Genomic DNA, 26616 nt, shown 5'->3' on the forward strand with positions numbered 1-26616 from the left:
TCGTATTACGATCCCGCAAGCGCCATCAAGACCGCCCCATCCTCGGGAGGACAAAGCGGCCTGATGATTTCGATTGCAGCAAACGATTTTGTAATTTGCCGCCAAAGTGAGTGAGCAAGCGGCGTTTCGTTACCAAGAACTCCGCCGAGAAACGACAAAAGAATCTTTTGACCCGGAGATCTGTCCTCTCCCTGATCGTACCTTGTTAGCAACGTGCGAAGAAGCTCCGACAATTCGTTTGCAGCCTGTTGGACAATGCGCAACGCTGCGGAATCTCCTTTGTCCGCTGCGGCAAAAACAATCGGAGCAACCGATGCAATTTCAAAATCGCTTTTGTGGACCGCCGTAATGATCTCGGAAGAAGTTCTCAGCTTGAGCCTTTTTGCGACCATCTTGGACATGATGCCCGCATCGGATCGTTGATCGTATTCGCGACAAACGGCCCTCAATCCTTCCCTTCCAATTGCATAACCGCTCCCCTCATCCCCCAATGTTCTTCCCCAACCTCCGGCACGATGAATGTTCCCATTGACATCTTTTCCAAAGACGATCGAGCCGGTCCCTGCGATGATCACAATTCCCGGACCTCCCTTAAATGCCCCCTCAAGTGCGACCCGGGCGTCGCTTTCGATGCTGAGGTTCTTTAGCTTGACTCCTTTTGAAGAAGCAAATTTATGGACCCCGTTTGCAATCTTTTTCTTGTCTTCCGGCCTTCCGGCTCCCGCAAGTCCGATCACCGTTGCACGGAGGCTTTGGGGAGTACATCCGGCCGAAGCGCAGCAATCTTCTATTAATGCAACTAGTGTGCGCGATGTACTTTCAACCCCTCTAATATGGAAGTTTGCAGGTCCGGCGGTGTGACGCGCCAGTGTCCTTCCCTGAACGTCAGCGATAACCGCCGCCGTTTTTGTTCCTCCGCCGTCGATTCCGACGACGAATTGCGCTGACTTCATGGCATAATGAGCAATGACAAATCGGTTAACGATGTAAATTACGAAGATACGGCTAGAGAATCAACCTTGAGGCAGGTGTGAAAATGCGAACGGAACAGATCATTGTTTCTCCTCCAGCGGCAAAAAATAGATCGCCGCCAACCCCGGAATCGCTGATAGAAAACTCATCAAAAAATATTCTTCGTATCCCATCCGGACCTGGAGATAACCGCTGGCGATGCCCGGAAGCATCATGCCTGCTGCCATCAACGCCGTCGTAATTGCATAATGCGATGCTTTGAATTCCGGGCGGACGGTTCGCATCAGAAAAACCGTGTAGGCGGAAACTCCGAGCCCGTAGGAAAATTGCTCGAACGAATTGACGACATACACCCACTCGATACCTGGTCTATATTTTGCCAGGAGCCAGTAGAGCGCAATCGCAGAATTTTGAAGAAGTGCGGTCGGCCACATCCATTTTTTCAACCCTTCTTTTGCAATGATGATTCCGCCCAGGACTCCCCCGGCAAGGAGGAAAATGACGCCGACCGTGCCGTACAAAATTCCCATCTCCGCAGCCGAAAGCGTCAGCCCTCCTTTGGCGCCGTTGTCCATGAGAAATGGCGGCGCCATCTTCAGCATGAACGCATCGCCAAGCCGGAAGAGCAGAACATATAACACGATCCACCCGATTCTTCGCTGAGTAAAGTACGACTTAAAGGCGTCGGCAAAGTTCGCGTCTACCCCAGTCCCTTTCCGGTCGGGGGCGAACGGTGCCGGATGCGGAAGGTACCAGAGTTGAAACAAATAGACCAGAAGAAAGACAAATGCCGCCGTTGCAAACGAAATCGCCCAGCCGAACGCAGGCGGCTGGAACAAAAATGTGTTCCCAAAGATTGAGAAATGAATATCCTCGAAAATTCTCGTCCCGTCGGGATTGGTGTTAATGAGCCGTTCGTTGGCGAGATACCCGGCAAGAAACACCAGCCCTCCGTTACCGGCAAGCCAGGCGATTTTGTAGGTCGTTGAACGAACTCCGACAAAAAGAGCCTGTCGGTCCCTGTCCAGCGCATCCAGATAGAATCCGTCAACGGCGATGTCGTGAGTCGCCGAGACGAATGCGATCAACGCAAAGACTCCGATCGAAACCGCGATTGCCTGAGTGCTTAATGTGGCAAAAGCGAGGAGGACGAATAGAACAGTGCATAAGAGTTCGGTGACCAGAATCCACTTCCGTTTTGTCGCATAGAGATCGACAACCGGTCCCCAAAGCCCCTTCAACACCCAGGGGATGTACAAGAAACTCGTCAGCCCGATCAATTCATTGCCGGCCCCGAGGTCTTTGAGAAATATCACCGACATCAAATTGACGATCGTGTACGGAAACCCTTCGGCGAAGTAAATCACCGAGACCCACAATGCCGGACTACGCTTCTTTTCACCCGAAGGAGCTTCGAACGTCTTTTCTTGCATTGACGGCGTCAGTACAGTTTTTGTAATTGTGTGTTCTGAAAATAATGTTGAAGGATATCTTCCGCGGAAAACTTCTTTGTTGCCATCACCGCAGCGCCGATTTGACAAAGCCCGACACCGTGCCCCCACCCTGCTCCGTAGAAAAGAAAGTGCTTCGGCGTCCCGTCGTCCTCCCGTTCCGTCATGACAACAAACGCCGAGCTGTAGAGGTGTGTTGTCGATAACCAGCGGCGAATCTCGAGCTCCTTTCCGACAATGACAGTCGCATTCGAACCGACGATCTTCAATTTGAAGATTCTTCCCGAAGGCCCGCGCTGAACGGGGACAAGGTCGAGAAGGGTTCCGAAGTCAATCCCTGATTTGGAGATGACGATCTCTTCAAGCTCCCGCCGATCGTAATCAACCGCCCAGCGGAAAAAATTTTTCGTCGCAACATCGGACGGCGGAAGAATCTGCGCTAAAAGAGCATCGTCGGTGGTGTTGCAATAGGCATCAGGGTTGGAAAGGATCCAGTCCTCCGCGGCCATCTCGCTCTCAAGTTTGGGATGCTGGACCGATGAATCGGGCACGCTTTCGAGGTACGAAACGTGCTTCTCTTCCCACGTATTCTCAAACTCTTCCGTCAGCCCGCCGCACGATTTGGAAAACCTCGCATCGCAAATTTCTTCGCCGTGAAGAAGAAAAACCCCCCGAGTGGCTTCAACCGCCTTCAGGGGCCGTTGCGAATAGATTTTTGTGATTCCTTGATACCGCTGGCAGTGGTCGTCGGCGCAGACGTCGAACATATCGTGATCTTCGCGGCTATACCAACGGATCACCTCGCCTTCACGCGAAAGAGATTGCGGAAGCATACGGGTACCGCCGCGCGCTTTTCGTTCGAGCATGGCTCCAAGCCACGAGCGCGAAATAATGGCGTGTGCTTTCAAAAATTCCTCGGGGGCTTCGGGGTTCATTTCCGAGGAGACGACGCTCGCAAGATAATCCTCAAGCAGGATGGCATTGACAACAGCGAGAGTCCCGTCCTCGCGGACGGCGATGATCAAGTCTCCGCTGAATGTCTCTTCTTGCTTTTGTTCCCAATGAAACTGAGCACCAATCACGACATCGTGCAGGATAAACGTCCCGCCAGAAACATTCCTAAATAATGCTTCTTTACCAGCCGTAAAATTTCCACTATCTGCTGTCAACGTAACCCTACCATTCTCGCTTCGAATGCTGAATTTCCCTTGCAATCGACCACCTCCGGGAGACTCGAATATGCCGTTAAAAATACCTGCAACTTCGCGGCAATGGTCAAGAATTCCGACGGCGATGGATGGTTCCTTTGAAATCATATCCCGGCGATTATCCTTTCAAGTACATCGTGACCCATCGAGACCTCTTCAAAAATACTTTCAATGAGTCTTTCATCGGTTCTTTCAAAGTCCTTTTCAACCGGCGTGATCACTAAACCGCCCATGTCGACGGCAGCCGGGCTCACAAGAATGCGTTCGTCCCCTTCTTTATAATACACATCGGGTCGATGCTTGCCGCGTGGGAATACAATGACACGCCATGTACCTTTTGCGTACGAACAGAGAAGATTGATCATCGGCTCTAGCTCAGACCGCGTCTCCCTCTTCATGGATCCGAGAAACCTCGCAAAAAGAGTTCCTAATTCTTCCTTATCGTCAGACTCCATGATGAGCACCCGCCTTCCGTAATTCGGCAAGACAAGAAATGAAACGTTGCCGATTTTTTTCTTCGGGACTGTTCTTCTTTTGTCATCGGCATTTTGTTCGGCGGGAAGACGCCCTTGCGGGATTGCCTGGAAGTGCATATGGTCCGGCGCAGAAGCGCCGCATCGAGCACCGTTATAGAGAACGGTAAACTCTGGGGCAATATCTTCCGCGAGCGCAAGGAATGTTCCAAAAGACCTTTCGATCACCTGGGGAGCGTGGTCAATGTGCGAGACCGTAAAGTGTTGTCGGAAGATCGGCGCCGGATTACAAAGAATAAGGAAAGAGTCTTTGTAGAGAATTCCTTCTTGCTCTTTTGGAAGATTGTCTGTACACAGAAAGCATTTTCGTTCGCGTACCGATTTATCATCAACCTTTGCCCCTGTGCTGGCGAGCCGCTTGGGGTTGAACTGCAAAGACACTGTAAAACCCTTGCAATGAATTTCGCGGACCTTCATTCCATCGAACGATGAATATGCGTCGGAAAGAAGCGGCCAGCTTGTTTTTTGTTTTTCGAGAAGGGAAATCGCCAACTCGGCGAGTGAATTGCCCGGCGAGTTTTGAGAGAAGGATGCAAAAAGTCGATTCGGAACCAACGACGTTCTATTGAAAAATTGAGTTCAAGACGAGGAATACTGCGTTAATCCCTATGTTCTGGGACATCTCATCTTTTCCGGTTCATCTTTTGACGGGCATAAATTTCGATCGAGCGAATCATGTCCTTGTACGCATTATTCCGATTTGTTTGTTCGATCGATAATGCGGCATCGGTGTTTCCTTCCCATCTCCGGCACAGATAGACCGGCTCATAAATTCTGCCGATCTGGAATTCACGTGACAGCCGAAGAGCAATGCGATAATCCTCCCCGTAGCTGACATTCGGCAAGGGAATCAGGCGAAGGAGATCTGTCCGGAATGCCCTTGGCGCTCCGAGCCCGTTGATCCGGAGTGCGTTGTTGCGGCCGTTGTTGGGCGTCCACTCTCTATGGTCGATCACGCCGGGCGGAATTTCTTGAAGTTGCATATCGACAAGCTTGTACGAACCTACGACCATCGCAAAATCGCCATTCCGAAAGAGACGCACAATCCGCTGCAGAGCTTTTTCATCGGAATAGATGTCGTCAGAATCAAGCTGCACGGCATATCTCCCACAGTGTTCTGAGGACACCGCTTCATTCCAGCACCCTCCAATGCCTAAATCCATTCGGTTCGGGATGATATGCTTCACAGAAGAGTTCTTTTGTGACACTCTTCTCAACGCCTCCGTCGTTCCATCAGACGAATGATTGTCCACGACAAGGACATTGAAGGGAAAATCGGCCTGCTGGCCGAGCGCGCTGTCCACGGCTTCAGCGATCGTCTTGACCCTATTTCTCACGGGAATAATAACACTGGCCTCGACTGGATACTTGACATTCGACGAGGGAATCCGCTTAAATTTCGGCTTCAAGTATGCGCCGATGTTTTTCAAGTGTCTGGTCGCTACATTTTCTAATTCTTGCTGAACCGCAGCATTGCGGGCATCAACGTAATCGAACTGTTTTTCCCCTTTTGCTTGAACACTGTCGACAGCTTTTGTGTACAGATATTCCTTGATATGAAATACCGCATGATCGACCGAGACTTTTAATCGCAGGTCATACAACCCGGCCGAGCTTGTTTTTGAAGGAGGACCATATTTCTTTAGGGATGCGCGGAGAGCCGAAACCGAAATGAACAGTAGAGGGCCAAATTCAAAATTATCCCTGATACTCCCGACCTGGTAATCGTTAACGGGGTGTTGATGCCTCACCCCGCTCCCAACCTCATAAAAATCCGAATAAATAATTCCCGCATTCGTCTCCTCGGCAACGGAACAAAATCGGCTGAGAGCGAATTGGCCGAGATCTATCCCAACTGGTTCACTCACCAGCAGCAAGTATTCTCCCCTTATTCGCTTGAGAAGAGGGTCCAGCACTGAACCGGAATTCAACGAGCCGGGGCCGATCCCATCACATTTCGGCGAAGACGATGTGTAACCGCCGGTGTGGATGACATAGACTTTTTCGATGAGCGGGGATTCGGTGAATTGCTGCAGCGTTTTATTGAAGTGCGGTTGAAGGGAAAACGGGACAACGGCTGAGATAGAACTCATTCGTGCTCTCTGACGATCAATAATGAGGAGAGAAAGACATCCATGCTGCGGCCAACGACGAACATTCTCTCCGATTCGATTCAACAAATGTAGAAAGTTTCGGGAGGGAAATCAATAGAACGGGGAAGAACGGGGCGGGAATATTCCCGCCCTGTATTCTAAGCGGATTCTTTGAGCTTTCGGAAGCCTATGACACCCTCCCTATCGAGAACGATTTCGACGTTGTCTCTGTCGGAAAAATCTCCGGCCAAGATTCGTTCCGAGAGCACATTGACAATGTGTTTCTGAATGACGCGTTTAAGAGGGCGCGCTCCGTAACTTGGGTCGTAACCAAGTTTGGCAAGCCATTCTTTGGCTTCCTCGGAGACCGAAAGCTTCATCTCCTTCTTTGCGAGAAGCCCGGCAACCCGGTGGAGCTGCAAATCGACAACCTTCTTAATGTCGTTTCGCGAGAGCGGCTTGAAGAGGATGATCTCGTCAACCCGATTCAAGAATTCCGGGCGAATCGACTGGCGAAGCATTTCAAAGAGCTCGGCACGGAGCTCCCCGTGAATATTTGCCCAGTCTTCATCAGTCTCACTCCCGGAAATTTTTTGCTGGATAAGCTGTGAACCGAGGTTCGACGTCATGATCACCACGGTGTTCTTGAAATTGACCGTCCGCCCTTTCGAGTCGGTCAACCTTCCGTCGTCGAGAAGCTGCAGGAGGACGTTGAACACTTCGGGATGGGCCTTTTCAATTTCATCCAGCAAGATCACCGAATACGGTCTCCGCCGCACGGCTTCCGTAAGCTGTCCCCCTTCTTCATAACCGACATAACCCGGAGGAGCGCCGATCAGCCGAGACACAGAGAATTTCTCCATGTATTCGCTCATGTCTATCCGGACGATAGCTTCCTCGTCGTTAAACAAGACCTCGGCGAGGGAACGCGCAAGCTCGGTCTTTCCGACACCGGTCGTCCCGAGGAAGATGAACGAACCGATCGGCCTCTTTTCATCCTGAAGCCCTGCTCGGCTTCTTCGGATAGCATCGGCCACCGCTCCCACCGCTTCTTCCTGGTTCACCATTCGCTCGTGAATTCTCTCCTCAAGATGGAGCAGTTTTGCCCGCTCGCTTTCCAGCATTCGCGTCACCGGAATGCCGGTCCACTTGGAAACAATTTCCGCAATGTCCTCGGCATCGACCTCTTCTTTCAGCATCTTCTGGTCTTTTTGGACATCAGCGAGTTTTGCGGTGGCGGTTTTTATCTTTTTGTCGAGGTTTGCAAGGACCCCGTAGCGCAGTTCTGCAACCTTTCCCAGGTCTCCCTCGCGTTCCTTTGCATCGGCTTCGATGCGGACGCGTTCGATCTCCGCTTTCATCGAACGGATCGACTGGATCTGCTCTTTCTCGACCTGCCAATGAGCTTTCAACTCATTCCGTTTTTGGTTCAACTCGGCAAGGTCGCGCTTGATCGACTGGAGATGGCCCGCGATCGAAGCTCTGTCCGATTCGTCCGCATACTCTGCGGTCAGTTCCCGTTTGACGGCTTCCATCTCGATTTCGAGCTGTTTTATCTTTCGTTCGACGACGTCAAGTTCTTCCGGCATCGAATCGATCTCTATCCGCAGCTTTGCCGCCGCCTCGTCGATCAGGTCGATCGCCTTGTCGGGCAAGAATCTGTCCGAGATATACCGGTGGCTGAGTTGAGCGGCCGCAACGATCGCCGCATCGGTGATTCGAACACCGTGATGGACTTCGTACCGGTCGCTCAGTCCTCGAAGAATGGAGATCGTGTCTTCTACATTCGGCTCATCGATCAAGATCGGCTGGAACCGGCGTTCCAGGGCAGGATCTTTTTCGATATATTTCCGGTACTCATCGAGCGTCGTTGCACCGATAGCACGCAAATCGCCGCGCGCTAACGCTGGCTTGAGCATGTTCGAAGCGTCGACGGCCCCCTGCGCCGCGCCGGCTCCGACAAGCGTGTGCAGTTCGTCGATAAAAAGAATGATGTTACCGTTGGATTCTTCGACTTCTTTGAGGACCGCTTTCATTCGCTCTTCAAATTGCCCGCGGAAGCTCGCCCCGGCAATCATCGCAGCCATATCAAGCGCGACAATCCGCTTCGATTTGAGATTTTCCGGGACATCTCCCTGGATCATCCGATGAGCAAGCCCTTCGGCGATCGCGGTTTTTCCGACGCCCGGTTCTCCGATGAGAACCGGATTATTTTTGGTCCTTCTCGAGAGCACCTGAAGCACCCTGCGAATTTCGTCTTCCCGTCCGATGACCGGGTCGAGCTTTCCCTTTCGTGCAAGCTCATTGAGGTCCCGGCCGAACTTCTCAAGCGGCTGAAATTTATCCTCCGGATTCTGGTCGGTCACGCGCTGCGTGCCCCGCACTTCCTTCAACGCCTTCAGGACATTTTCTTTTGTCACCCCCTGGTCAACGAGGAGCTTTGTCGCCCCATTGTGTTTCTGGTTGAGCAGCGCAAGAAGAAGATGCTCTGTGCTGACGAATTCGTCCTTTAGATTCTCCGCTTCCTTCTGCGCCTCCTCGAAAACTTTCTGCAGTTCCCCGGAAACATGCTGCTGGCTGGATCCCTGTACCTTCGGCAGTCTTTCGATCGCCTCTGCGACCTTGATCTTCACGTAATTGATGTTCGTCCCGAGTTTTTGAAGAATGGGGATCACAATCCCCTGCGAATCCTGCACGAGGGCGGCGAGCAGGTGTTCGGGATCGATCGACTGATTGCCATAGCTAGACGCGATTTCCTGAGCGTTCTGAACCGCTTCCTGCGACTTGATCGTAAATTTGTTAAAGTTCATCCTGATTCCTTCTTTCTGACCTCATGTGCCTCATACCGTCATGGCATGAAGACAAAAGGCGAGGTTGGTTGCCTCGCCTTGCCTTATGTCTGCGCAATCTGTCATCTGCGTGAGATCAGCGCAATATGAGCAATCAATTATTTATCATCGACAACTTCGAAGTCTGCATTTTCCACCTTCTTGTCGTCCTTTTTCTCAGAGGAAGATTGCTGGCCCGACCCCGGCCCTTGTTGCGGCCCTGCCTGGGCTCCCGGTTGAGGTCCGGCTTGTTTCGCCGCTTCGTACATCTTCGTGGACGCTTCGTTCCACACCGCGTTCAAGGCATCCATCTTCGCCTTGATGTCCGCACCGTTGTTGGCTTTGATCGCATCTTCGAGAGCCGTCGCCGCGGATTCGAGTTTCGACTTCGTCTCGCCGTCCATCTTCTCTCCGAGGTCTTTCACCTGCTTCCTGGTTGAGAAGACAAGATTGTCGGCTTGGTTCTTCAGATCGATCTCTTCCTTCCGTTTCACGTCTTCCGCAGAATGGGCTTGCGCGTCCTTTTTCATCTTCTCCACTTCTTCCTTGCTTAATCCCGACGAAGATGTAATGCGGATGCTCTGTTCCTTATTTGTCGCTTTGTCTTTTGCGAGAACATGCAGCATTCCGTTTGCGTCGATGTCGAACGTCACTTCGATCTGAGGAACGCCGCGCGGTGCCGGCGGGATTCCGTCGAGATGAAATTTTCCCAGCGTGCGGTTGTCGTTCGCCATCGGACGTTCGCCCTGCAGGACGTGAATCTCAACGGACGTCTGGCTGTCCGATGCCGTACTGAACACTTCGCTCTTGCGCGTCGGAATAGTGGTGTTGGCGTCGATCAACTTGGTCATCACTCCGCCGAGCGTTTCAATACCGAGCGACAGCGGGGTAATATCGAGCAGCAATACATCGGTCACGTCGCCTGCGAGAACACCCCCTTGAATAGCTGCACCGACTGCGACCACTTCATCCGGGTTCACTCCTTTGTGCCCTTCTTTACCAAAGATCTCTTTCACCAGCTGCTGAACCCGCGGGACACGCGTCATGCCGCCGACAAGGATCACCTCATCGATCTGGCCCGGCTGCAGGTTTGCATCTTTCAGCGCCCGTTCAACCGGCGGAATACATTTCTTGATCAAGTCGTCAACGAGCTGCTCGAACTTTGCCCGTGTAAGATTCAGATTCAAGTGCTTCGGACCTTCAGCCGTTGCGGTGATGAATGGAAGGTTGATCTCGGTCTGGTTCAGCTGTGAAAGCTCCATCTTCGCTTTTTCTGACGCTTCACGCAAACGCTGCAGCGCCATCGGATCTTTCCGAAGATCAATGCCGTCGCTCTTTTTGAATTCTTCGGCGACATAATCCACAAGCCGTTGGTCGAAGTTGTCTCCGCCAAGGTGCGTATCGCCATTGGTCGACTTCACCTCGAAAACACCTTCGCCGAGTTCGAGCACGGAAATGTCGAAGGTTCCGCCGCCAAGGTCGAATACTGCAACCTTAGAATCCTTATGTTTCTTGTCTAATCCGTACGCTAGGGCTGCCGCGGTCGGTTCGTTGATAATCCGCCTGACCGTAAGCCCCGCAATCTCACCTGCCTCTTTCGTTGCCTGGCGCTGTGCATCGTTGAAATACGCCGGAACGGTAATGACCGCTTCAGTGACTTTCTGCCCCAAATAATCTTCTGCGGTCTGTTTCATCTTCTGAAGGATCATCGCGGAAATTTCAGGGGGCGAATAGACGCGGTCGCCGATCTGCACGCGCGCGGTGTTATTGTCTCCCGTAACGACTTTATAAGGAACGAGCTTCATCTCCTCGCTCACTTCGTTCATGAACCTTCCCATGAACCGTTTGATCGAGAAAACTGTATTCTGCGAATTGGTCACCGCCTGGCGTTTCGCAGGCTGGCCGACCAGCCGTTCGCCATTCTTCGCAAAGGCGACGACAGACGGAGTCGTACGCATTCCTTCCGAGTTTGCGATCACCACCGGGTCGTTGCCTTCCATGACCGCGACAACTGAATTTGTCGTTCCAAGGTCAATGCCGATAATTTTTCCTGCCATAAGAAATCTCCTTTTGAAAATCGATTAAAAACTTGATATTACATCCCAACTTTAGGCTTTATTTTTGATTAATAATTTACAAGCTTCGTGCCAGGGTCAATCCCTCATTTTCCGCCTGATTTCAACGGTTCTTCATGAGGACAAATCGAGGTTTTGCCAGAATGGCAGAAAGTGTATTAAATAATCTGCCAAAATCAATGTAATTTGCCATCTTGTCGGAAGAGATGAAAATAAATGATCCTTGACTTTCCATTCAAGAATTCGTTACCTTGAGGCAAAATTTTTCAACGCAAATTAATGTGTCATTTCATGAAGAAATCTCGCGCGATTGTTATCCTCTGCTTCGCTGAATTGCTCTTCATTCCGAATATCCTTTCTGCTAAAGATCCGAACTCCGCCGGCCTTAATGGAATGAAAGCGATCACGCCCGAACGGCTCCGTGCGCAACTTACGCTGATTGCTTCGGACGAATTTGAAGGGCGCGAGACATCCTACCGGGGACAAAAACTCGCGGCCCTCTATATTGCATCTCAATTCGAGCAGATGGGTTTGCGGCCGGCCGGAGACAGCGGAACGTTTTTTCAACATTTTCCAGTTGTTCATATCAAAATCGACACAAACAGTTATCTAAGAACGTCGACTACGTCGGGGATGAAAGAATGGAAATCGTTCGGACGAGATTTTTTTCCGCATTCTTCAGGGCGCGATACGACGATTTCCGGAGATGTCGAATTCGCAGGCTACGGCATCGATTCCAGAATTCTGAGCTACAGTGACTACGATGCGGCAAAAAATTATGCGGGGAAAATAGTTCTCATTCTTCGGGGAATGCCCCGTGAAGAAGATTCAACCGGCATTTTTGCCCGTAATAGATCCGAAGCCTCGCCTATGGCGAAAAGAATTTACGCGCAGCGGAATGGGGCCTCCGCCGTTATGATCGTCGAAGATATCAACGGAAGAACCATGAAAGAGGCCTTCGACGAGCGTCGCGATGAATTCATGCGCGGGTCAATCACGATCCCCCAGCGGGTGAGGGGTTCGATGCCGACATTTTCCATCAGCAAACGGATCGCTGATGAATTACTCCGTTCATCGGGCAGGACGATCAATGATCTGCAGCACGAGATCGATTCAGCGCAAAAGCCCAGATCCTTTTCTGTCATCGGATCCCGCGCGACTCTTTCGCTGATGATCCGTCACGAAAACGTGTCATCAGAAAATGTCATCGGGGTTCTCCCCGGTTCCGATTCTTTGCTGAAAAACGAATATGTGGTTTTCTCTGCTCACCATGATCACCTCGGCAAAAACAGCGCGACAGGCGAAATCTATAACGGCGCTGATGACGACGGCTCCGGGACTTGCGCCCTCCTTGAGATCGCCCATGCGTTCGCGTCAATGGAACCTCCCCCTCCGCGAAGTCTTCTTTTCCTTTCAGTCGCCGGGGAAGAGAAGGGGCTCCTCGGCTCGCTGTATTACACCGAACATTCTACGGTGCCGCTTGAAAAAACGGTTACAGACCTGAACATCGACATGATCGGCAGGTACGACCCGGAACACGAACAGACCGGCGACACAAACTATGTATACCTTATCGGCTCCGACAAACTGAGCAGCGAGCTGGATTCCATAGGCAAGAAAGCCAACGACGAAAGCGTCCAGCTCCACCTCGACTACACCTACGACGACGAAACCGAACCGCATCAGTATTACCGGCGAAGCGACCACTATAATTTTGCCCGCAAGAATATTCCGATCATCTTCTACTTCGACGGAGAACATGCGGATTATCATCAGCCCACGGACAGGGTTGAGAAGATTAACTTTACCATTCTGACGAAACGGTCACAGTTGGTGTTCTATACGGGATGGAAGCTTGCCATCAGTCCAAATCGTCCCCGGGTCGATAAAGGCGATTTCACTCCGTCCCCTTCCGGTAAAAGATGATCTCGGAACACGACATACGAAGATCCCTGCACACTAAGTTTTTCGGCGGTACGATCTACACGTTCGACTCGATCGATTCGACGAATACCTTTGCCCGGTCGTTAAAGGAAAATGACCGTCCCGATGGAACGCTGATCGTCGCCGACGAACAAACAGCGGGTAAGGGACGTCAAGGACGACGGTGGAGTTCTCAAAAAGGAATGAATTTGCTATTTTCCGTCATCACCCGTCCCCTTTTTGTTCAGGAGAAAATCAGGGTGCTCCCTTTCGGTGCGTCGTTAGCCGTAGCGGACGCGATCGAACAAAAAACAAAGATCAAAGTTGATTGCAAATGGCCCAACGATGTGTTGATCGATGGCGGAAAGGTCGCGGGGATGTTGATCGAAACCACGACCCAAGACGACGCCATGAACGTGATCCTCGGCATCGGCGTCAATGTCAATCAAACAGAGTTTGCCGACGATATTAAAACGAAGGCTACTTCGCTGAAACTACACTCACGTCAAGAAATTGACCGTGTTCAATTGTTGTGCGCCATACTGGAAGAACTGGAACATCGGTTCGAGCAACTTCGGCATTTTTCGCCGCAGATCGTTCTTGACGAATGGAAACGCCGCACCACGATGTTGGGGGCCGAAATAACGCTGGTCGAGCATCAATCATCGATCCGGGTGAGGGCGAAAGATGTGGCCCCCAGCGGCGCGCTGATCATTGAAGAATTGAACGGAAGGCGCCGGGAGGTGTTTGCCGGCGATGTTTCGATCCTTCAATAAGGACCAGCGCGCAATACGCGACAATTAGCCAACAAACTTCATCATAAAACCATCGAATGAGCATGATACTAGCAGTCGACATCGGAAACACACACACGGTCTTCGGAATTTATGACAAGAAAAAACTGCTCGGCGACTGGCGGGTGACGAGTTTCGTCTCCCGGACCGAGGATGAATTCGGCAGCCTGGTCAAAACATTCTGCGCAGACGTCGGGATTCCGGCAAAGAAGATCTCCGAATTCGGCATTTCATCAGTTGTGCCGAATTTGACCGACGTGATGCAGCGGATGTCGAAAAAATATTTCAAGATCGAGCCGGTCGTGGTCTCCTCCGCCCTTCCGCTGGGGATCACGATCCTTGTCGAGGACCCTCCTTCCGTCGGCGCCGACCGGCTGTGCAACGCCGTAGCCGGTTATGCGAAATATAAAGGTCCGCTTGTCATTATCGACTTCGGGACGGCGACGACATTCGACGTCGTCTCGAAAAAAGGGGAATACCTCGGCGGCGTCATTGCGCCGGGCATTGAAACATCCGCCGCGGAACTGCACCGCCGCGCTGCGAGGCTGCCGAAGATCGACATCCATTTCCCCAAGACCATCGTGGGCAAAAACACGGTGAGCAGTATGCAGTCCGGCATTCTCTACGGGGCGCTCGACTCCATGGAGACAATGGTGCGCCGCATCTCAAAGGAAATAGACGATTATCCGACCATCATTGCCACCGGAGGATTTTCGGAGCTGATGATGAAACATTCAAAGGTCATCAACAAGCATGAACCGACGCTCGTGCTCGAAGGAATTCGGATCATCGTGGAAAAATTGACAGGGAAGAAGAAATAGCGTCGGGGTACAATAAGCGCTTGATTCTTCTGCAGAGAGGGGGACGCTATTTTCCGATCAGCGGATGAGAATCATTTTCTTGCTTTGAACATACCGAGCGGCGTTTCCTGAAGCCGACATGCGATAGAGATAAACGCCGCTCGGCAACCCGACTCCGTCAAATTCCATCGCATACTTCCCCGGGACCAACCACTGGCGGACGATAGTTCTGACCAATTGTCCAAGGATGTTGTACACATCGATCACAACGTAGCTTTGTTCTGCAAGAGTGAATTCAATTCTCGTCGCCGGATTGAATGGATTTGGATAGTTTTGTCTTAAATCGGCGACGATAGGAATTTGCTGTTGTCTCGGCGGGATGCTGGAGATCGCCACGCCGTTGGCGTTGTATACCGTCGTCCCCATTTCAGCGGCTATCCAGACATTCCCTCTCGCATCGAATGCGAAATCATTAATGGGCCCGCCAGACAGGCCGTCCGTTTCAGAAAAATGACTCCATGCATTTCCGTTAAATCGATAGATATTTCCTTCACTGGATGACGAACCGATCCATACCGAACCGTCCCGGCCGACCCGGATGGATGTAACCGGCGCCGGGCCGGCATTCATCCAGTCAAGCGGAGTCCATGAAGTATCGTTGAATTGCCAGCCGCCCGCGCTATCGCTGCCACACCATTTGACATCATTGAACCCGATCGCTATCGAATTCATCCCGCTGTGTTTCGTTAGCGGAAAATAATGTTGAAAAGCAACGCCGTCGAACCGGAGTATTCCTGAATCGGCGGCTGCCCAGACCCTGCCGGAAGAATCGATCGCGAGATCTCTCAAGCGTTGGACACCGGTGTTTGCCGGAATGAGCTTCGATTTCCACGAGGCGCCATCGAAGTGCGCAAGGGATGTTCCGGCGACACACCATACGGTGTCATCCTTCGAGATGGCCAAAGCAACGATCTCGTTTGAAAGAAGGCCGTCGGACGTTGTATAGATCTTCCACGCTTTACCGTCATACATTCCGATGCCCGATGGCGTTCCCGCCCAAAGATTTCCTTCATGGTCGTATCGAAGAACTGTGATCGTATCAGACGGTAATCCGGACCGAATCGTCTGCCATGAACTGCCGTCAAAGATCGATATTCCGTTATTTTCAGTCGCGATTGCCAAGAGCCCGTCAGGCGCTGCGGCAACGCTCGAACAGTGGTAGTCTGGAAGGGAACTATGCAATGATTTCGTCTTCCAACCCCCTTTTTCCTGAATCGAAAGGCGTCCGCTTCTGTGGCCGATCCAAAGTTGTCCCCATCGGTCGAATGCCGCGCTGACGGCAATGCTATCGGCGAGTCCGTCGGACGTTGCAAGTTGAGTCCATGAGTTGCCAATTCCGCGGAATAGGCCGTTCGCCGCAACCCATACCGTGTCGTGACGGACGGCGATCCCTGTCGGCGGCGCTGCGACGAGGTTTGTCCAGCCGATGAGCTGTCCACCATGCGGCTGATGCCCGAGACACCAAGTGCTGGTGCCAAACCAGATGGAACTGTCCTCAGCGGCAGTTATGGAGGTTACGTTTCCTCCAGGACCTAGCAGTTGATAGAATTCGACCATATGCCAACCGAGCGTATCGTAATAGCTCAAACTGCCATCTGCTCCGCACCAGATGTTCGCCGCACTGTCTTCCGCAACGACGAGATGGTTGCCCTCTCCGATTCCATAAATGAACTGTGTCCAACCGTTTGGCGCGTCCTGGTACACCGCAGACGATGTACTGCCCCAAAGCCGGCCCATTCTATCTACTAGGATGTCATATGCGTACGGTATCGAGTCAAAAGGGATCGACGAAAACGTTCCATTCTTAAGGGTCGTAACGGGGAACGATGCAAAATAGAAAGTTGCATCAGCGCCTTGTGCAACATCATAGACATTATTCCCGAGAGGGCTGTTCGCGCTCGAATAAAATCCCCACGCACCTGTACGCAAATTCTCTTCGTACAAACCGGTATTCGTGCACACAAACAAAGTGGAATCGGATGCAACGTACACCCGCTGAACATCTCCGGGTGAAGGAATTCGGACCCATTGCCCGGACGACTGTGATACTCCCCTTTCTATTATGAGAGTAAGAAGGAAAAAAAGCATAAGTGGGATTCGGCGATCTCTCATCACCAAGCGTCCGGCTGATTGCAACTTTTCAAAAGAAGACAGAAGAATAGAACGGCGGATATTACGGAAGCATTGCAGGCTTTTCATGGCGTCTCTTCCCTTCCAAAAAAAGCCGAGGAGAAGCTGCGATGGGGCGGGTCCCCTTATTTCACCCCAAACATCGCGACGGAATACTGCGCGAACTCGACGAGCGGTCCGAAATAAATCCCGAGCGCAAGCGTCGGAACGAGGAGGATCAGGAGCAGGACGGTATTCGATGCCTCGAAAACAAGCGGCTCGTTCGAACCCTCGGATTCGCGCAGAAACATGTTGCGGAAAATTCTGACATAGTAGTAGAGGGAGATGACGCTGTTCAACGCCCCTACGATCGCCAGCCAAATCAGCTTTGCCCTGATCAGCGCGGCGAACAGATACAGCTTCCCGATAAATCCTGCGGTCGGAGGCAGGCCCGTCAACGAAACGAGGAAGATCGCCATCGCAACGGCAAGGAACGGCGCCCGTGAGCCAAGTCCCTTGTAATCGCGGATCTGTTCGCTCCCGGTTTTGTTTGCGACGAGCATCACGACATAAAAAGCGCCGAGGTTCATGAAGAGGTAGACGACGAAATAGATCATCGTCGCAGCAAAGCCATCGTTGCCAAGAACGACAAGACCGAGGAGCATGTATCCGGCCTGCGCGATGCTCGAATATGCAAGGAGACGCTTCACGTTATCCTGCCAGATGGCGACGAGATTGCCGAGCGTCATTGTCAAAACGGCGATGATGATGATGACGTTCGTTAATTCAAACCCTTTGATCATTTCCCACATTCCGAGAGGAACATTGAGGATCGCGCCGTTGCTGAAAGTAACTTTCAGAAATCTCATCAGCATTGCAAAGCCGGCTGCCTTCGAACCGACGGAGAGGAACGCGGTGATCGTGATGGGCGCCCCCTCATACACATCGGGGGTCCAAAAATGGAACGGCACCGCGGAGATTTTGTATCCGAATCCGGCAAGGGCAAGCACGCCGGCGATGAGCAGAGCCAAGGTTCCCGCCCCCCCCTGCGACAACACTTGGTTGATCGCATAAATATCCAGGGAGCCGGACAATCCGTAAATAATAGAGATCCCGTACAGCATGAAACCGGAAGAAAGGGCGCCGTAGATAACATATTTCAGCGATGCTTCCGCGGAGTCGGGGGCGTCTTTCGTGAAGCCGGCAAGGATATACGAACTGATGCTGGTCAGTTCGAGCGACAGATACATCATCAGCAGGTTCGTGGAGCCGACCATGAAAAACATCCCGGTCGTCATCGCGACCAGAAGCGCATAGTACTCGCCGATCCTGCGGAACGAAGAATTGATCTCTTCGGATGCGAGTGAGAACATCACGATAAGCAGGGCGCTGACGACAATGACGGCCTTGAAGAAAACCGCAAAGGGGTCGACGGCAAGCATATTGTTGAACGTCATGACGTTGATCCCGACCTCGTCGACGACGTAGTAGGCCGTTGCCGCAAACCCGCCGAGGACGATCCCCGCGACGACCGCTTTCCGCTTGAATATAAGGTCGGCAACGATCGCGCTGAGGAAGGTGAAGACGAGGGCGAACTCCGGGCGAACGTAGCCCAAGCTTCGCAATATGATATCGAGCATCTGGTTCATTGTTCTTTCACGTTGAAATTACCTGCCGAGCAATCCGGCGTTTGCGCCTTCCCGCACGAAATCCACCAGATAATTCGCCGACGCGTTCATCAGGTCAAGCATCGGGGCCGGATAGATGCCGAGGAAAATTACGATGATGGCAAGAGGAATGAGCGCTACCAGTTCTCTGCCGTTGATATCGGGCAAGGCCTTCCATTTGTCAGGAAGCGTTCCTAGAAACACGCGTTGAAGCGTCCAGAGCATGTAGGCCGCCGTGAGGACGATGCCGAGCGTCGACGCTACCGTGAGCCACCGGAAATTCTGGAAGGCGCCGAGGAACGAAAATGCCTCGGAGACGAATCCGCTGAGTCCCGGCAACCCGAGCGCTGCAAAGAACGCGATGACCATGACGGCGGAATATTTCGGCATCTGGTTCATCAATCCGCCGAAGTCGTCGAGCCCGCGCGTGTGCGCACGGTCGTAAATAACGCCCACGATCAAGAAGAGCATCGCGGTGATGGTGCCGTGGTTGAACATCTGAAAGACCGCCCCCATCATCCCCTGCGTATTCATCGCCGTCATTCCGAGGATCACTACGCCCATGTGGCTGATGGAGGAATAGGCGATCAGCTTCTTAAAATCTTTCTGAGCCATGGCGCATAATGCGCCGTACACGATGTTGATGAATCCAATGAAGGCTAATGGATACAAATAATGCATTGCGGCGTCGGGGAAGATCGGAAATGCAATGCGCATCAGCCCGTACGTCCCCATTTTCAGGAGTACGCCGGCAAGGATCACGCTGATCGCCGTCGGAGCTTCGACGTGGGCATCGGGAAGCCACGTATGGAACGGAAAGAGGGGAACTTTGATCGCAAAGCCGATGAAGAGCGCCACGTACGCCATGTACCGCCAATAGGTATTGATGCCGGCAAGAATCGATCCCGAATCAAAGTTGGCGGGATTCATCATCGCGAGCATGTTGAAGGTGTGGATCTTTTCACCCGTTGCCGGGTCCGGCACGCTGACGCTGAAATACAGCGCAAGGAGCGCGAGCAGCATCAACACCGAGCCGAATAATGTGTAGATGAAGAACTTGATGGCGGCATATTCGCGCCGCGGGCCTCCCCAGATACCGATGAGGAAATACATCGGCAGCAGCATGATTTCCCAGAACACATAAAAAAGGAAGAAGTCAAGGGCGACAAAGACGCCCATCATGCCGGTGTCGAGAAGCAGCAGGAGGGCAAAATATCCTTTGACCGACTTTTCAGTTTTCCACGAAGAGATGACGGCGACAAACGAGATCAGCGCCGTGAGCAGCACCATCGGAGCGCTGATGCCGTCGATGCCCAGAAAATAATCGATATGAATGCGGCCGAACCATGCAACGCTTTTGATGTCGATCCAGGTAAAGAGCTCTTTGAACTGCATTGTATCGGCGTTGTTGATGCCCGCCAGCCCTCGGTTGAAATTCAGGTAGATGACTGCGGCGAGGACCACTTGAAGCATTGTCACCGCAAGCGAGGTCCAGCGCGTCACAGCGCTGCTCCCTTTCGGCAACATGAGAACGACGGCCATGCCGACGATGGGAAGAAACGTTATCCACGTAAGAATGCCGATATGAAGGATCGAAAATGACATAGCGATAAATTCCTATTGTTTATTTTTGCGCCGCTTCCGTTACACTGCGCGATAAATAAAGAAGAAAACCATGACTCCGACCAGCACGAACACAATATACGTCTGCACTCTTCCCGTTTGAATTTTCCGGAGCATTAATCCAAACAACCCCATCAGGTACGCGATAAAATTTACGATGCCGTCGACGGCAATGCTGTCGAACCTGCCGCTTGCGAACGATGCCCACCGTGTTACGGTCGCGGCTCCGTTCACAACGCCGTCGATCACTCTGCTGTCAAACCACGCCAGTACGCGCGATAATCCGATCGTGCCGGCGACGGCAGTGGCCTGGTAGAGCTCGTCAAAGTACCATTTGTTGACGAGGAAGACGTGCACCGGCGCGAACGCTTTTGCGATTGCGTCCGCGTTGATCTTTTTCCAATAATACGTGGCGAAGGCAAGAAGAATTCCAAGTCCGGCCATCGTCAGGGACAAGTACATCGCTGTCAGGTGTATTTCGTGGAGCGCTTCCTCGAACATTTGCGACGACGCGGCCGCAACGGCATTCGGGACGACGCTCATCGGGCGTTCGACGGCGTGGAAGAACCACCCGCTCGACGCTCCGAACGGATTGAAGCTATAGAAAGCAAAGAAGGACAGGCACGCGAGAACAATGAGAGGAATCGTCATCGGTTTCGGCGATTCCTGGAGATGTTCGAACCGCGCCGGATCTTTGTGCTCACCCAGGAAGGTGAGGATGACCAGACGGAACATATAAAACGCGGTCAGTCCTGCAACCAAAAATCCTATAATCGGAATAAGCATCCGGCCGGTCAACGTTCCAAAGGCAAGGGACCCTGCCAGGATCTCGTCCTTGCTCAAAAAGCCGGACGTCAGCGGCACGCCGGAGATCGCCAGCGTGAACATCACGAATGCCCAGAATGTCACCGGCATCTTCCTTTTCAATCCCCCCATGTTCCGAATATCCTGGGCGTCCGTTTCATGGTCGTGTTGATGGTGAAGCGCATTGTGCATCGCATGGATCACCGAGCCCGAACCTAAGAATAATCCGGCTTTGAATGCGGCGTGAGTGACCAGATGGAAAAATCCGGCGGTATATGCTCCCACTCCCAAACCCATCACCATATACCCTAGCTGGCTCACGGTCGAATAGGCGAGCACTTTTTTGATGTCGTTTTGTGCGATCGCGATCGTCGCCGCGATGAACGCGGTGATCGCGCCGATGTATGCGATGAAAACAAGCGCATCCGCGGTCATCATCGGAAATGCGCGGGCGATCAGATAGACGCCGGCCGCAACCATCGTGGCCGCATGGATCAACGCGCTGACGGGCGTGGGACCTTCCATCGCATCGGGAAGCCACACGTGCAGAGGAAATTGCGCCGATTTGCCCACAGCTCCGCAGAAGATAAGGATGCCGGCGGCAGTGAGCCACGGATTGCTGTCGAACGGGATATGCCCGTTCGCGATCGCAGAGAAGATCCCCTCGAAGGTCAGGGTGTGGAAATTCGCCCATAAAATGTTGATGCCGATAAACATGCCAACGTCGCCCACGCGGTTGACGATAAACGCTTTCATCGAAGCGTCCGAGGCAGACTTCTTTTCGTACCAATGACCGATCAAGAGATACGAACTGATGCCGACAAGCTCCCAGAACACGTACATCATGAAAAAGTTGTTCGTGATGACGATGCCGAGCATCGAGAAGGAGAAAAATCCGAGATAGGCGAAATACCGCGAGTAGCGGATATCGCCGGTCATATATTCGGTCGAGAAAAGGTGGACCAAAAAGCTGATGAGCGTGACCACGACCAGCATGACCGCCGTGACGTTGTCGATCATGATGCCAAGGTCGAGCTTGAGCTCCCCGAGGCCGGCGACCGTTCTGAAATCGACCCAGGTAAAAGTGAAGTTCAGCAGTTCATCGTGGAACAAGATCAGCTTTGCAAGAAGAATTCCGAGCGATGTGAGCAGAGCAAGTCCGAGAATGGACGTCGCTATCACATCGCCCTGCCGCGGAAGCTTCTTTCCGAAGAAGATCAGGATCAAAAAGCTGAGCAACGGCAAGAGGAGGATCGCGGTTGCAAGCTGAAGAAGTAATTCTTGTGTCATAATCACGATAGTAAAAATTACAAAAGCGTCATTCTCTCATGGTATCGACTTCGTCCACATTCACCGTGTTGAACTGCTGATAAATGTTCAGGACGATCGCCAGCGCAACGGCCGCTTCGCACGCCGCGAGGATGATCACGAAGATCGACGCCATCTGTCCGTCCAGGTTGACCGTACCGTAACGTCCGAACGCGATGAAATTGATATTGGCCGAGTTCAGGATCAATTCGATTCCCATCAACACCATAATCGCGTTGCGGCGCGTGATGACGGCATAGACGCCAAGCGAGAACAGGACGGCGCTGATGAAGAGGAAATGGATAAGCGAAACGTGAATGGGCATGGTGTTCAGTTGTCAGTAAACAGTGATCAGTATTCGGACATCCGCTAACATGTCTCGGCAGTTCAGCTTTGCTTCTTTCGTTCGCGGCGGGCGATCATCGCAGCGCCGAGCATGGCCACGAGCAAGACAACCGAAGCGACCTCGAACGGTAGCAGATACGATGTCATCAGCGCTTTTCCGATCCCGACGGAGGTTGTCGGAGGCACGTCGGCGCTCGCCGCGGATTGAACCGGCCAATCGGTAATCCAAAAAATTCCGCACAGCGTTCCGACAAGCACCGCCGCGAGGATCGAAGCCGGCAACACCCGGAGCGTTCCCGTTTTCATCTCCACCCCGATGACTTTGGTCGTCAACATGACGCCGAAGAGGATCAGGACGAGGATGCCGCCGACGTACACGAGCACCTGCGTTACGGCGATGAAGTCGGCGTTCAGCATCACGTAGAGCCCGGCAACGCCGAAAAAGGTAAACATCAACGAAAACGCGGAGTGGACAATATTCTTTGAGAATGCAACAATTGCGGCGGAGACAATCGTGATAAGGGCAAAGAAGTAAAAGACAATATCAAAAAGCGTGAGCGACGAGAGCTGATCCATGCTTATTCTGGTTTTGGCTGTGAACCTTCAGGCTGCGGAGCGGGAGCAGAAGTTTGCGCGGCTGCCTTCGCATCGGCCGCGGCTTTCGCAGCGGCAGCAGCGGCGGCCTTCTTCGCCGCAGCTTCCTCTTCCATTTTTTTCGCTTTTGCTCTCGCAGTTTCAACTTCAGCGGGTGTCATGGTGCTGAAGCTGTAGATCAAATTATGCCGGTCGAATTCCGAAAATTCATACACGTCGGTCATCTTAATGCATTCGGTGGGACAGGGATAAACGCACAGACCGCAGTAACAGCACTTTGCAATGTCGATGTCGAAGACAGGAACATGCAGACGTTTCTTCTGACCGGTGGATGTCGTACCGAGGTTGTCTTCCGGGGTGGACTTTATCGTTTCGATGGAAATGCAATCGACGGGGCATGCCATCGAACACTGGTCGCAACCGATGCAGTCATCCATGTTGACGTACAGTCTGTTGCGAGCCCTTTCCGGCAGTTTCATCTTCACGGTCGGGTACTGGATCGTCACGGCTTTGGTGAAGAGATGCTTGAACGTGATCCGCATCCCGACGGTGGCGGTTTTGAGGCCTCTATAAATATCGTCAAAATATTCTACAACAGGGTTCATGCCTTCCTCTGCATTTTACCACACCAGCACAAGGCCGAGCGCCAGCACACAGGCAAAAGCGAACGGCGTCAATACTTTCCAGGACATATACATCAATTGGTCAACGCGAAGACGCGGAAGCGTCCAGCGAAGCCAGATATTCAGGCAGACGAACAACATCCCTTTCGTAATAAACCAGAAGGCGCTCCAGAACGGACCGGTCATCAGAGATGCGAACGGACTCGCCCATCCGCCGAAAAAGAGGACCGTCGCAACGGCTGACACCGCGAAAAGGTTCGCATATTCTGCCAGATAAAAGATCGCGAACTTCATTCCGCTGTATTCGGTGTTGTATCCCTGCACAAGCTCAGACTCGGCTTCGGGTATATCGAACGGCGTCCGGTTCACTTCCGCCATCGATGAAATGTAATAGACCAGAAAGAGAATCAGCATCAGCGGAACAACGATAAGCTTTTTCATCAACGGAAGTGTGCCTCCCAAGATCATCCAGTGGGTGATCCCTCCCGTCTGGAGCGAGCTTAACTCCTGCAGGCTCATCGTTCCGGCCAGCATCACCACACCGAGGATCGCGAACGCCGAAGGGATCTCGTAGCTGACGATCTGCGCTGCAGAACGGAGGGCGCCGAACAGAGACCACTTGTTGTTGGAAGCCCATCCCGCCATCAGCAATCCGACGACGACGAGCGACGAGATCGCAACGATGTAGAAGATCCCTATGTTGATGTTGCTGCCGATGAAGGCAGAGCTGAACGGCAACGCGGCGAACGCGGCATACGTTCCGATAAAAACGATATACGGAGCGAGAATGAAAAGAAATTTATCCGCCGCCGCGGGAACCGTATCCTCCTTCTGGAGAAGCTTGAGCATATCAGCGATCGGCTGGAGCGTGCCGTGCCAGCCGGTGCGCATGTAGGCAACGCGGTCCTGCATGTGCGCCGCGATCTTCATTTCCAGGTAAATGACAACCAGCGCGTACGGCAGAATGAACAAGAGCGGAATCGCCGCCATGATCACATGCACGAGAAGCGGCTCCCCGATCAACGATGTAAGAAACTGTTCCATTTAGTGGCTAGAGGTCGGGAGACAGAAGTCAGGATTCATTCCTTTCTTCCTGTTCATTGTTAATTGTTGATTGTTCATTGTCAACGGTCCACCTCGCCGAGAACGATATCAATACTGCCGATGATCGCAACGAGGTCGGCGATCATGCCTCCGCGCGCAATTTCATTGATCACGCTCAGGTTGACAAATCCCGGAGAACGCGCTTTGATGCGGTACGGCGTCCCCGAACCATCGCTTACAATATAAAATCCCAACTCGCCGCGCGGCGATTCTGTTCGTGCATAGACTTCGCCAGGATTCGGACGGATGCGTTTCGGAATTGCCGACTGGACGTCGCCGTCGGGAATTTGCGCGAGCGCCTGCTCGATGATGCGCACGCTCTGCTCCATTTCTTTCATCCGCACGATGTGCCGGTCCCAGCAGCTTCCGACCGGACCCATCTCTCCTTTGCCGACGGCAACATCCCACTCGAACTTATGATAGATCGAGTACGGGTCGTCGCGGCGGAGGTCCCACTCAACACCCGAACCCCGGAGCATCGGCCCGCTGCACGCATAATTGATCGCAACGTCCGCCGGCAGCACGCCGGTGTTCGCGGTCCGCTTGACGAAGATCTCGTTATACGTCAGGAGGTTGTTGAAATCGCGGATCTGGGGCTTAAAATACTCGCAAAACTCTTTTGCCTTCGCGACAAAGTCAGCCGGAATGTCGTGTGAAAGTCCGCCGATCCACATGTAGTTATAGAGGAGCCGTGCGCCGCACGTCATCTCAAAAAGGTCGAGGATCTTTTCCCGGTCACGGAAGCAGTACAGGAAGGGAGTAAAAGCGCCGATGTCGATGCCGTAGGTACCCACCGCGATCAAGTGGCTCGCGATCCGCTGCAGCTCGGCCATGATCACGCGGATATATTCAACGCGTTCAGGCACCTGGATCTTGAGCAAACGCTCTGCAGCGACGACGAATGCAAATTCGTTGTTCATCGAGCAGACATAATCCATTCGGTCGACGTACGGAATGACCTGCTGGTAATTCGTCATGTGCTCGCAGTGCTTCTCGAAGCAACGGTGCAAGTAACCAATGTGAGGGATAACATCGACAACGATCTCGCCGTCAACAACAAGCTCGAGCCGCAGCACGCCGTGCGTCGACGGATGCTGGGGACCCATGTTGATGATCATCTCTTCAGTGCGAAGAGGTTTTCCGCTTGATGTCCTTGGAGAAGCTGTAATAATTTCTGCCATGCTCACGACGGTTAATACGGGACCTTCATCCCATTATAGTATTCGGGCACCTGATAATCCTTCCGCAGCGGATGCCCCTCCCAGTCGTACGGTAGAAGGATACGCCGCAAATCCGGGTGGCCGGTAAAATTGATGCCGTACAGGTCGAACGCTTCGCGTTCATGCCAATTCGCAGTTTTCCAGATCGATTCAACCGATTGAACATTCGGCGCATCGACGGCGACCTCGACTTTGAGAGTGATCTTATGCCGTTTCGCCATCGAGAATAGTTGATAGACCACGGAAAGTTTTCCCTTAAGATCGACGCCGGAAAGGCATGAGAGGAAGTCGAACAAGCACTCCTCGTCGTCGCGGAGAAACTTGGCTATTTCAAGTATGTGATCGGGAGAAACTCTTATGGCGGGGTCAACGGGGTTGTCGAGCTTTGCTTCGATGCCTGCATCCGGTAATCCGGAAAATTTTGCTGAGAGTCTTTCTGCGATTTCCTGGGGAGTCATACGCCTAAACAATCATCCTTCACG

20 protein-coding genes are annotated in these 26616 nt (G+C 52.5%); 3 read left to right on the forward strand and 17 right to left on the reverse strand.

Features of this window, described 5'->3' with window-relative positions; translation table 11 throughout:
* Positions 1–5: 5 nt before the first annotated feature.
* From VMF88_07260 to dnaK, 7 genes are all read right to left on the reverse strand, one after another.
* A complete protein-coding gene (locus VMF88_07260; protein ID HTY10854.1) occupies positions 6–953 on the reverse strand; it encodes a BadF/BadG/BcrA/BcrD ATPase family protein in 948 nt (315 codons plus the stop codon).
* 99 nt (positions 954–1052) lie between these two features.
* Positions 1053–2405 carry an MFS transporter gene (locus VMF88_07265; protein ID HTY10855.1) on the reverse strand — a complete coding sequence of 451 codons (1353 nt, stop codon included), beginning with the start codon at positions 2403–2405 and terminating at the stop codon, positions 1053–1055.
* An 8-nt stretch (positions 2406–2413) separates the two neighbouring features.
* Positions 2414–3592, reverse strand: coding sequence for a SpoIID/LytB domain-containing protein (locus tag VMF88_07270; GenBank protein ID HTY10856.1), 1179 nt, complete (start codon positions 3590–3592; stop codon positions 2414–2416).
* A 143-nt stretch (positions 3593–3735) separates the two neighbouring features.
* A complete protein-coding gene (locus tag VMF88_07275) occupies positions 3736–4719 on the reverse strand; it encodes a DUF4922 domain-containing protein (protein ID HTY10857.1) in 984 nt (327 codons plus the stop codon).
* Positions 4720–4787: 68 nt separating this feature from the next.
* Positions 4788–6257: a glycosyltransferase family 2 protein gene (locus tag VMF88_07280; GenBank protein HTY10858.1), complete on the reverse strand. Its 1470-nt coding sequence runs from the start codon at positions 6255–6257 to the stop codon at positions 4788–4790.
* Positions 6258–6415: 158 nt separating this feature from the next.
* Positions 6416–9067, reverse strand: coding sequence for an ATP-dependent chaperone ClpB (clpB, locus tag VMF88_07285; GenBank protein ID HTY10859.1), 2652 nt, complete (start codon positions 9065–9067; stop codon positions 6416–6418).
* Between the two features lie 137 nt (positions 9068–9204).
* The gene (gene dnaK / locus VMF88_07290; GenBank protein ID HTY10860.1) at positions 9205–11142 is read right to left on the reverse strand and encodes a molecular chaperone DnaK; all 1938 of its coding nucleotides are present in this window, start codon (positions 11140–11142) and stop codon (positions 9205–9207) included.
* A gap of 309 nt (positions 11143–11451) precedes the next feature.
* Between dnaK and VMF88_07295 the strand changes: the two genes are divergently transcribed.
* The 3 genes from VMF88_07295 (at position 11452) to VMF88_07305 (ending at position 14698) form a co-directional block, all read left to right on the forward strand.
* Positions 11452–13086, forward strand: a complete 1635-nt coding sequence (locus tag VMF88_07295) for a M28 family peptidase (protein ID HTY10861.1) — start codon at positions 11452–11454, stop codon at positions 13084–13086.
* The gene (locus VMF88_07300; GenBank protein HTY10862.1) at positions 13083–13859 is read left to right on the forward strand and encodes a biotin--[acetyl-CoA-carboxylase] ligase; all 777 of its coding nucleotides are present in this window, start codon (positions 13083–13085) and stop codon (positions 13857–13859) included. The genes VMF88_07295 and VMF88_07300 overlap by 4 nt, the downstream gene beginning before the upstream one ends.
* Before the next feature lie 62 nt (positions 13860–13921).
* A complete protein-coding gene (locus VMF88_07305) occupies positions 13922–14698 on the forward strand; it encodes a type III pantothenate kinase (protein ID HTY10863.1) in 777 nt (258 codons plus the stop codon).
* 57 nt (positions 14699–14755) lie between these two features.
* Here the strand turns inward: VMF88_07305 and VMF88_07310 are convergent, their stop codons facing one another.
* The 10 genes from VMF88_07310 to VMF88_07355 form a co-directional block, all read right to left on the reverse strand.
* Complete coding sequence (locus tag VMF88_07310) at positions 14756–16666, reverse strand: two-component regulator propeller domain-containing protein (GenBank protein ID HTY10864.1); 1911 nt, start codon at positions 16664–16666, stop codon at positions 14756–14758.
* 326 nt (positions 16667–16992) lie between these two features.
* A complete protein-coding gene (locus VMF88_07315; protein HTY10865.1) occupies positions 16993–18495 on the reverse strand; it encodes an NADH-quinone oxidoreductase subunit N in 1503 nt (500 codons plus the stop codon).
* 18 nt (positions 18496–18513) lie between these two features.
* Positions 18514–20118, reverse strand: coding sequence for an NADH-quinone oxidoreductase subunit M (locus tag VMF88_07320; GenBank protein HTY10866.1), 1605 nt, complete (start codon positions 20116–20118; stop codon positions 18514–18516).
* 39 nt (positions 20119–20157) lie between these two features.
* Positions 20158–22230 (reverse strand): NADH-quinone oxidoreductase subunit L, encoded by a 2073-nt coding sequence (gene nuoL / locus VMF88_07325; GenBank protein HTY10867.1) that lies wholly within the window; start codon positions 22228–22230, stop codon positions 20158–20160.
* A 28-nt stretch (positions 22231–22258) separates the two neighbouring features.
* Positions 22259–22573: an NADH-quinone oxidoreductase subunit NuoK gene (nuoK, locus tag VMF88_07330; protein ID HTY10868.1), complete on the reverse strand. Its 315-nt coding sequence runs from the start codon at positions 22571–22573 to the stop codon at positions 22259–22261.
* Positions 22574–22635: 62 nt separating this feature from the next.
* Positions 22636–23169, reverse strand: a complete 534-nt coding sequence (locus tag VMF88_07335) for an NADH-quinone oxidoreductase subunit J (protein ID HTY10869.1) — start codon at positions 23167–23169, stop codon at positions 22636–22638.
* A gap of 2 nt (positions 23170–23171) precedes the next feature.
* On the reverse strand, positions 23172–23792 hold the full coding sequence (locus VMF88_07340) for an NADH-quinone oxidoreductase subunit I (GenBank protein HTY10870.1): 621 nt from the start codon (positions 23790–23792) through the stop codon (positions 23172–23174).
* A gap of 15 nt (positions 23793–23807) precedes the next feature.
* Positions 23808–24854, reverse strand: a complete 1047-nt coding sequence (locus VMF88_07345) for a complex I subunit 1 family protein (GenBank protein HTY10871.1) — start codon at positions 24852–24854, stop codon at positions 23808–23810.
* Positions 24855–24934: 80 nt separating this feature from the next.
* Positions 24935–26095: an NADH-quinone oxidoreductase subunit D gene (locus VMF88_07350; protein HTY10872.1), complete on the reverse strand. Its 1161-nt coding sequence runs from the start codon at positions 26093–26095 to the stop codon at positions 24935–24937.
* 11 nt (positions 26096–26106) lie between these two features.
* Positions 26107–26592: an NADH-quinone oxidoreductase subunit C gene (locus tag VMF88_07355; GenBank protein HTY10873.1), complete on the reverse strand. Its 486-nt coding sequence runs from the start codon at positions 26590–26592 to the stop codon at positions 26107–26109.
* Between the last annotated feature and the right edge of the window lie 24 nt (positions 26593–26616).

This window comes from Bacteroidota bacterium, assembly GCA_035506275.1.
GTDB lineage: Bacteria > Bacteroidota > Ignavibacteria > UBA10030 > UBA8401 > JAGVPT01.

Coding starts and splice junctions, on each gene's coding strand:
- VMF88_07355 (HTY10873.1), bottom strand. CDS start 26,592: ATGACTCCCCAGGAAATCGCAGAAAGACTCTCAGCAAAATTTTCCGGA.
- VMF88_07265 (HTY10855.1), bottom strand. CDS start 2,405: ATGCAAGAAAAGACGTTCGAAGCTCCTTCGGGTGAAAAGAAGCGTAGT.
- VMF88_07345 (HTY10871.1), bottom strand. CDS start 24,854: ATGGAACAGTTTCTTACATCGTTGATCGGGGAGCCGCTTCTCGTGCAT.
- VMF88_07350 (HTY10872.1), bottom strand. CDS start 26,095: ATGGCAGAAATTATTACAGCTTCTCCAAGGACATCAAGCGGAAAACCT.
- VMF88_07335 (HTY10869.1), bottom strand. CDS start 23,169: ATGGATCAGCTCTCGTCGCTCACGCTTTTTGATATTGTCTTTTACTTC.
- nuoK (HTY10868.1), bottom strand. CDS start 22,573: ATGCCCATTCACGTTTCGCTTATCCATTTCCTCTTCATCAGCGCCGTC.
- clpB (HTY10859.1), bottom strand. CDS start 9,067: ATGAACTTTAACAAATTTACGATCAAGTCGCAGGAAGCGGTTCAGAAC.
- VMF88_07295 (HTY10861.1), top strand. CDS start 11,452: ATGAAGAAATCTCGCGCGATTGTTATCCTCTGCTTCGCTGAATTGCTC.
- VMF88_07320 (HTY10866.1), bottom strand. CDS start 20,118: ATGTCATTTTCGATCCTTCATATCGGCATTCTTACGTGGATAACGTTT.
- VMF88_07340 (HTY10870.1), bottom strand. CDS start 23,792: ATGAACCCTGTTGTAGAATATTTTGACGATATTTATAGAGGCCTCAAA.
- VMF88_07305 (HTY10863.1), top strand. CDS start 13,922: ATGATACTAGCAGTCGACATCGGAAACACACACACGGTCTTCGGAATT.
- VMF88_07280 (HTY10858.1), bottom strand. CDS start 6,257: ATGAGTTCTATCTCAGCCGTTGTCCCGTTTTCCCTTCAACCGCACTTC.
- VMF88_07315 (HTY10865.1), bottom strand. CDS start 18,495: ATGAACCAGATGCTCGATATCATATTGCGAAGCTTGGGCTACGTTCGC.
- dnaK (HTY10860.1), bottom strand. CDS start 11,142: ATGGCAGGAAAAATTATCGGCATTGACCTTGGAACGACAAATTCAGTT.
- nuoL (HTY10867.1), bottom strand. CDS start 22,230: ATGACACAAGAATTACTTCTTCAGCTTGCAACCGCGATCCTCCTCTTG.
- VMF88_07300 (HTY10862.1), top strand. CDS start 13,083: ATGATCTCGGAACACGACATACGAAGATCCCTGCACACTAAGTTTTTC.
- VMF88_07260 (HTY10854.1), bottom strand. CDS start 953: ATGAAGTCAGCGCAATTCGTCGTCGGAATCGACGGCGGAGGAACAAAA.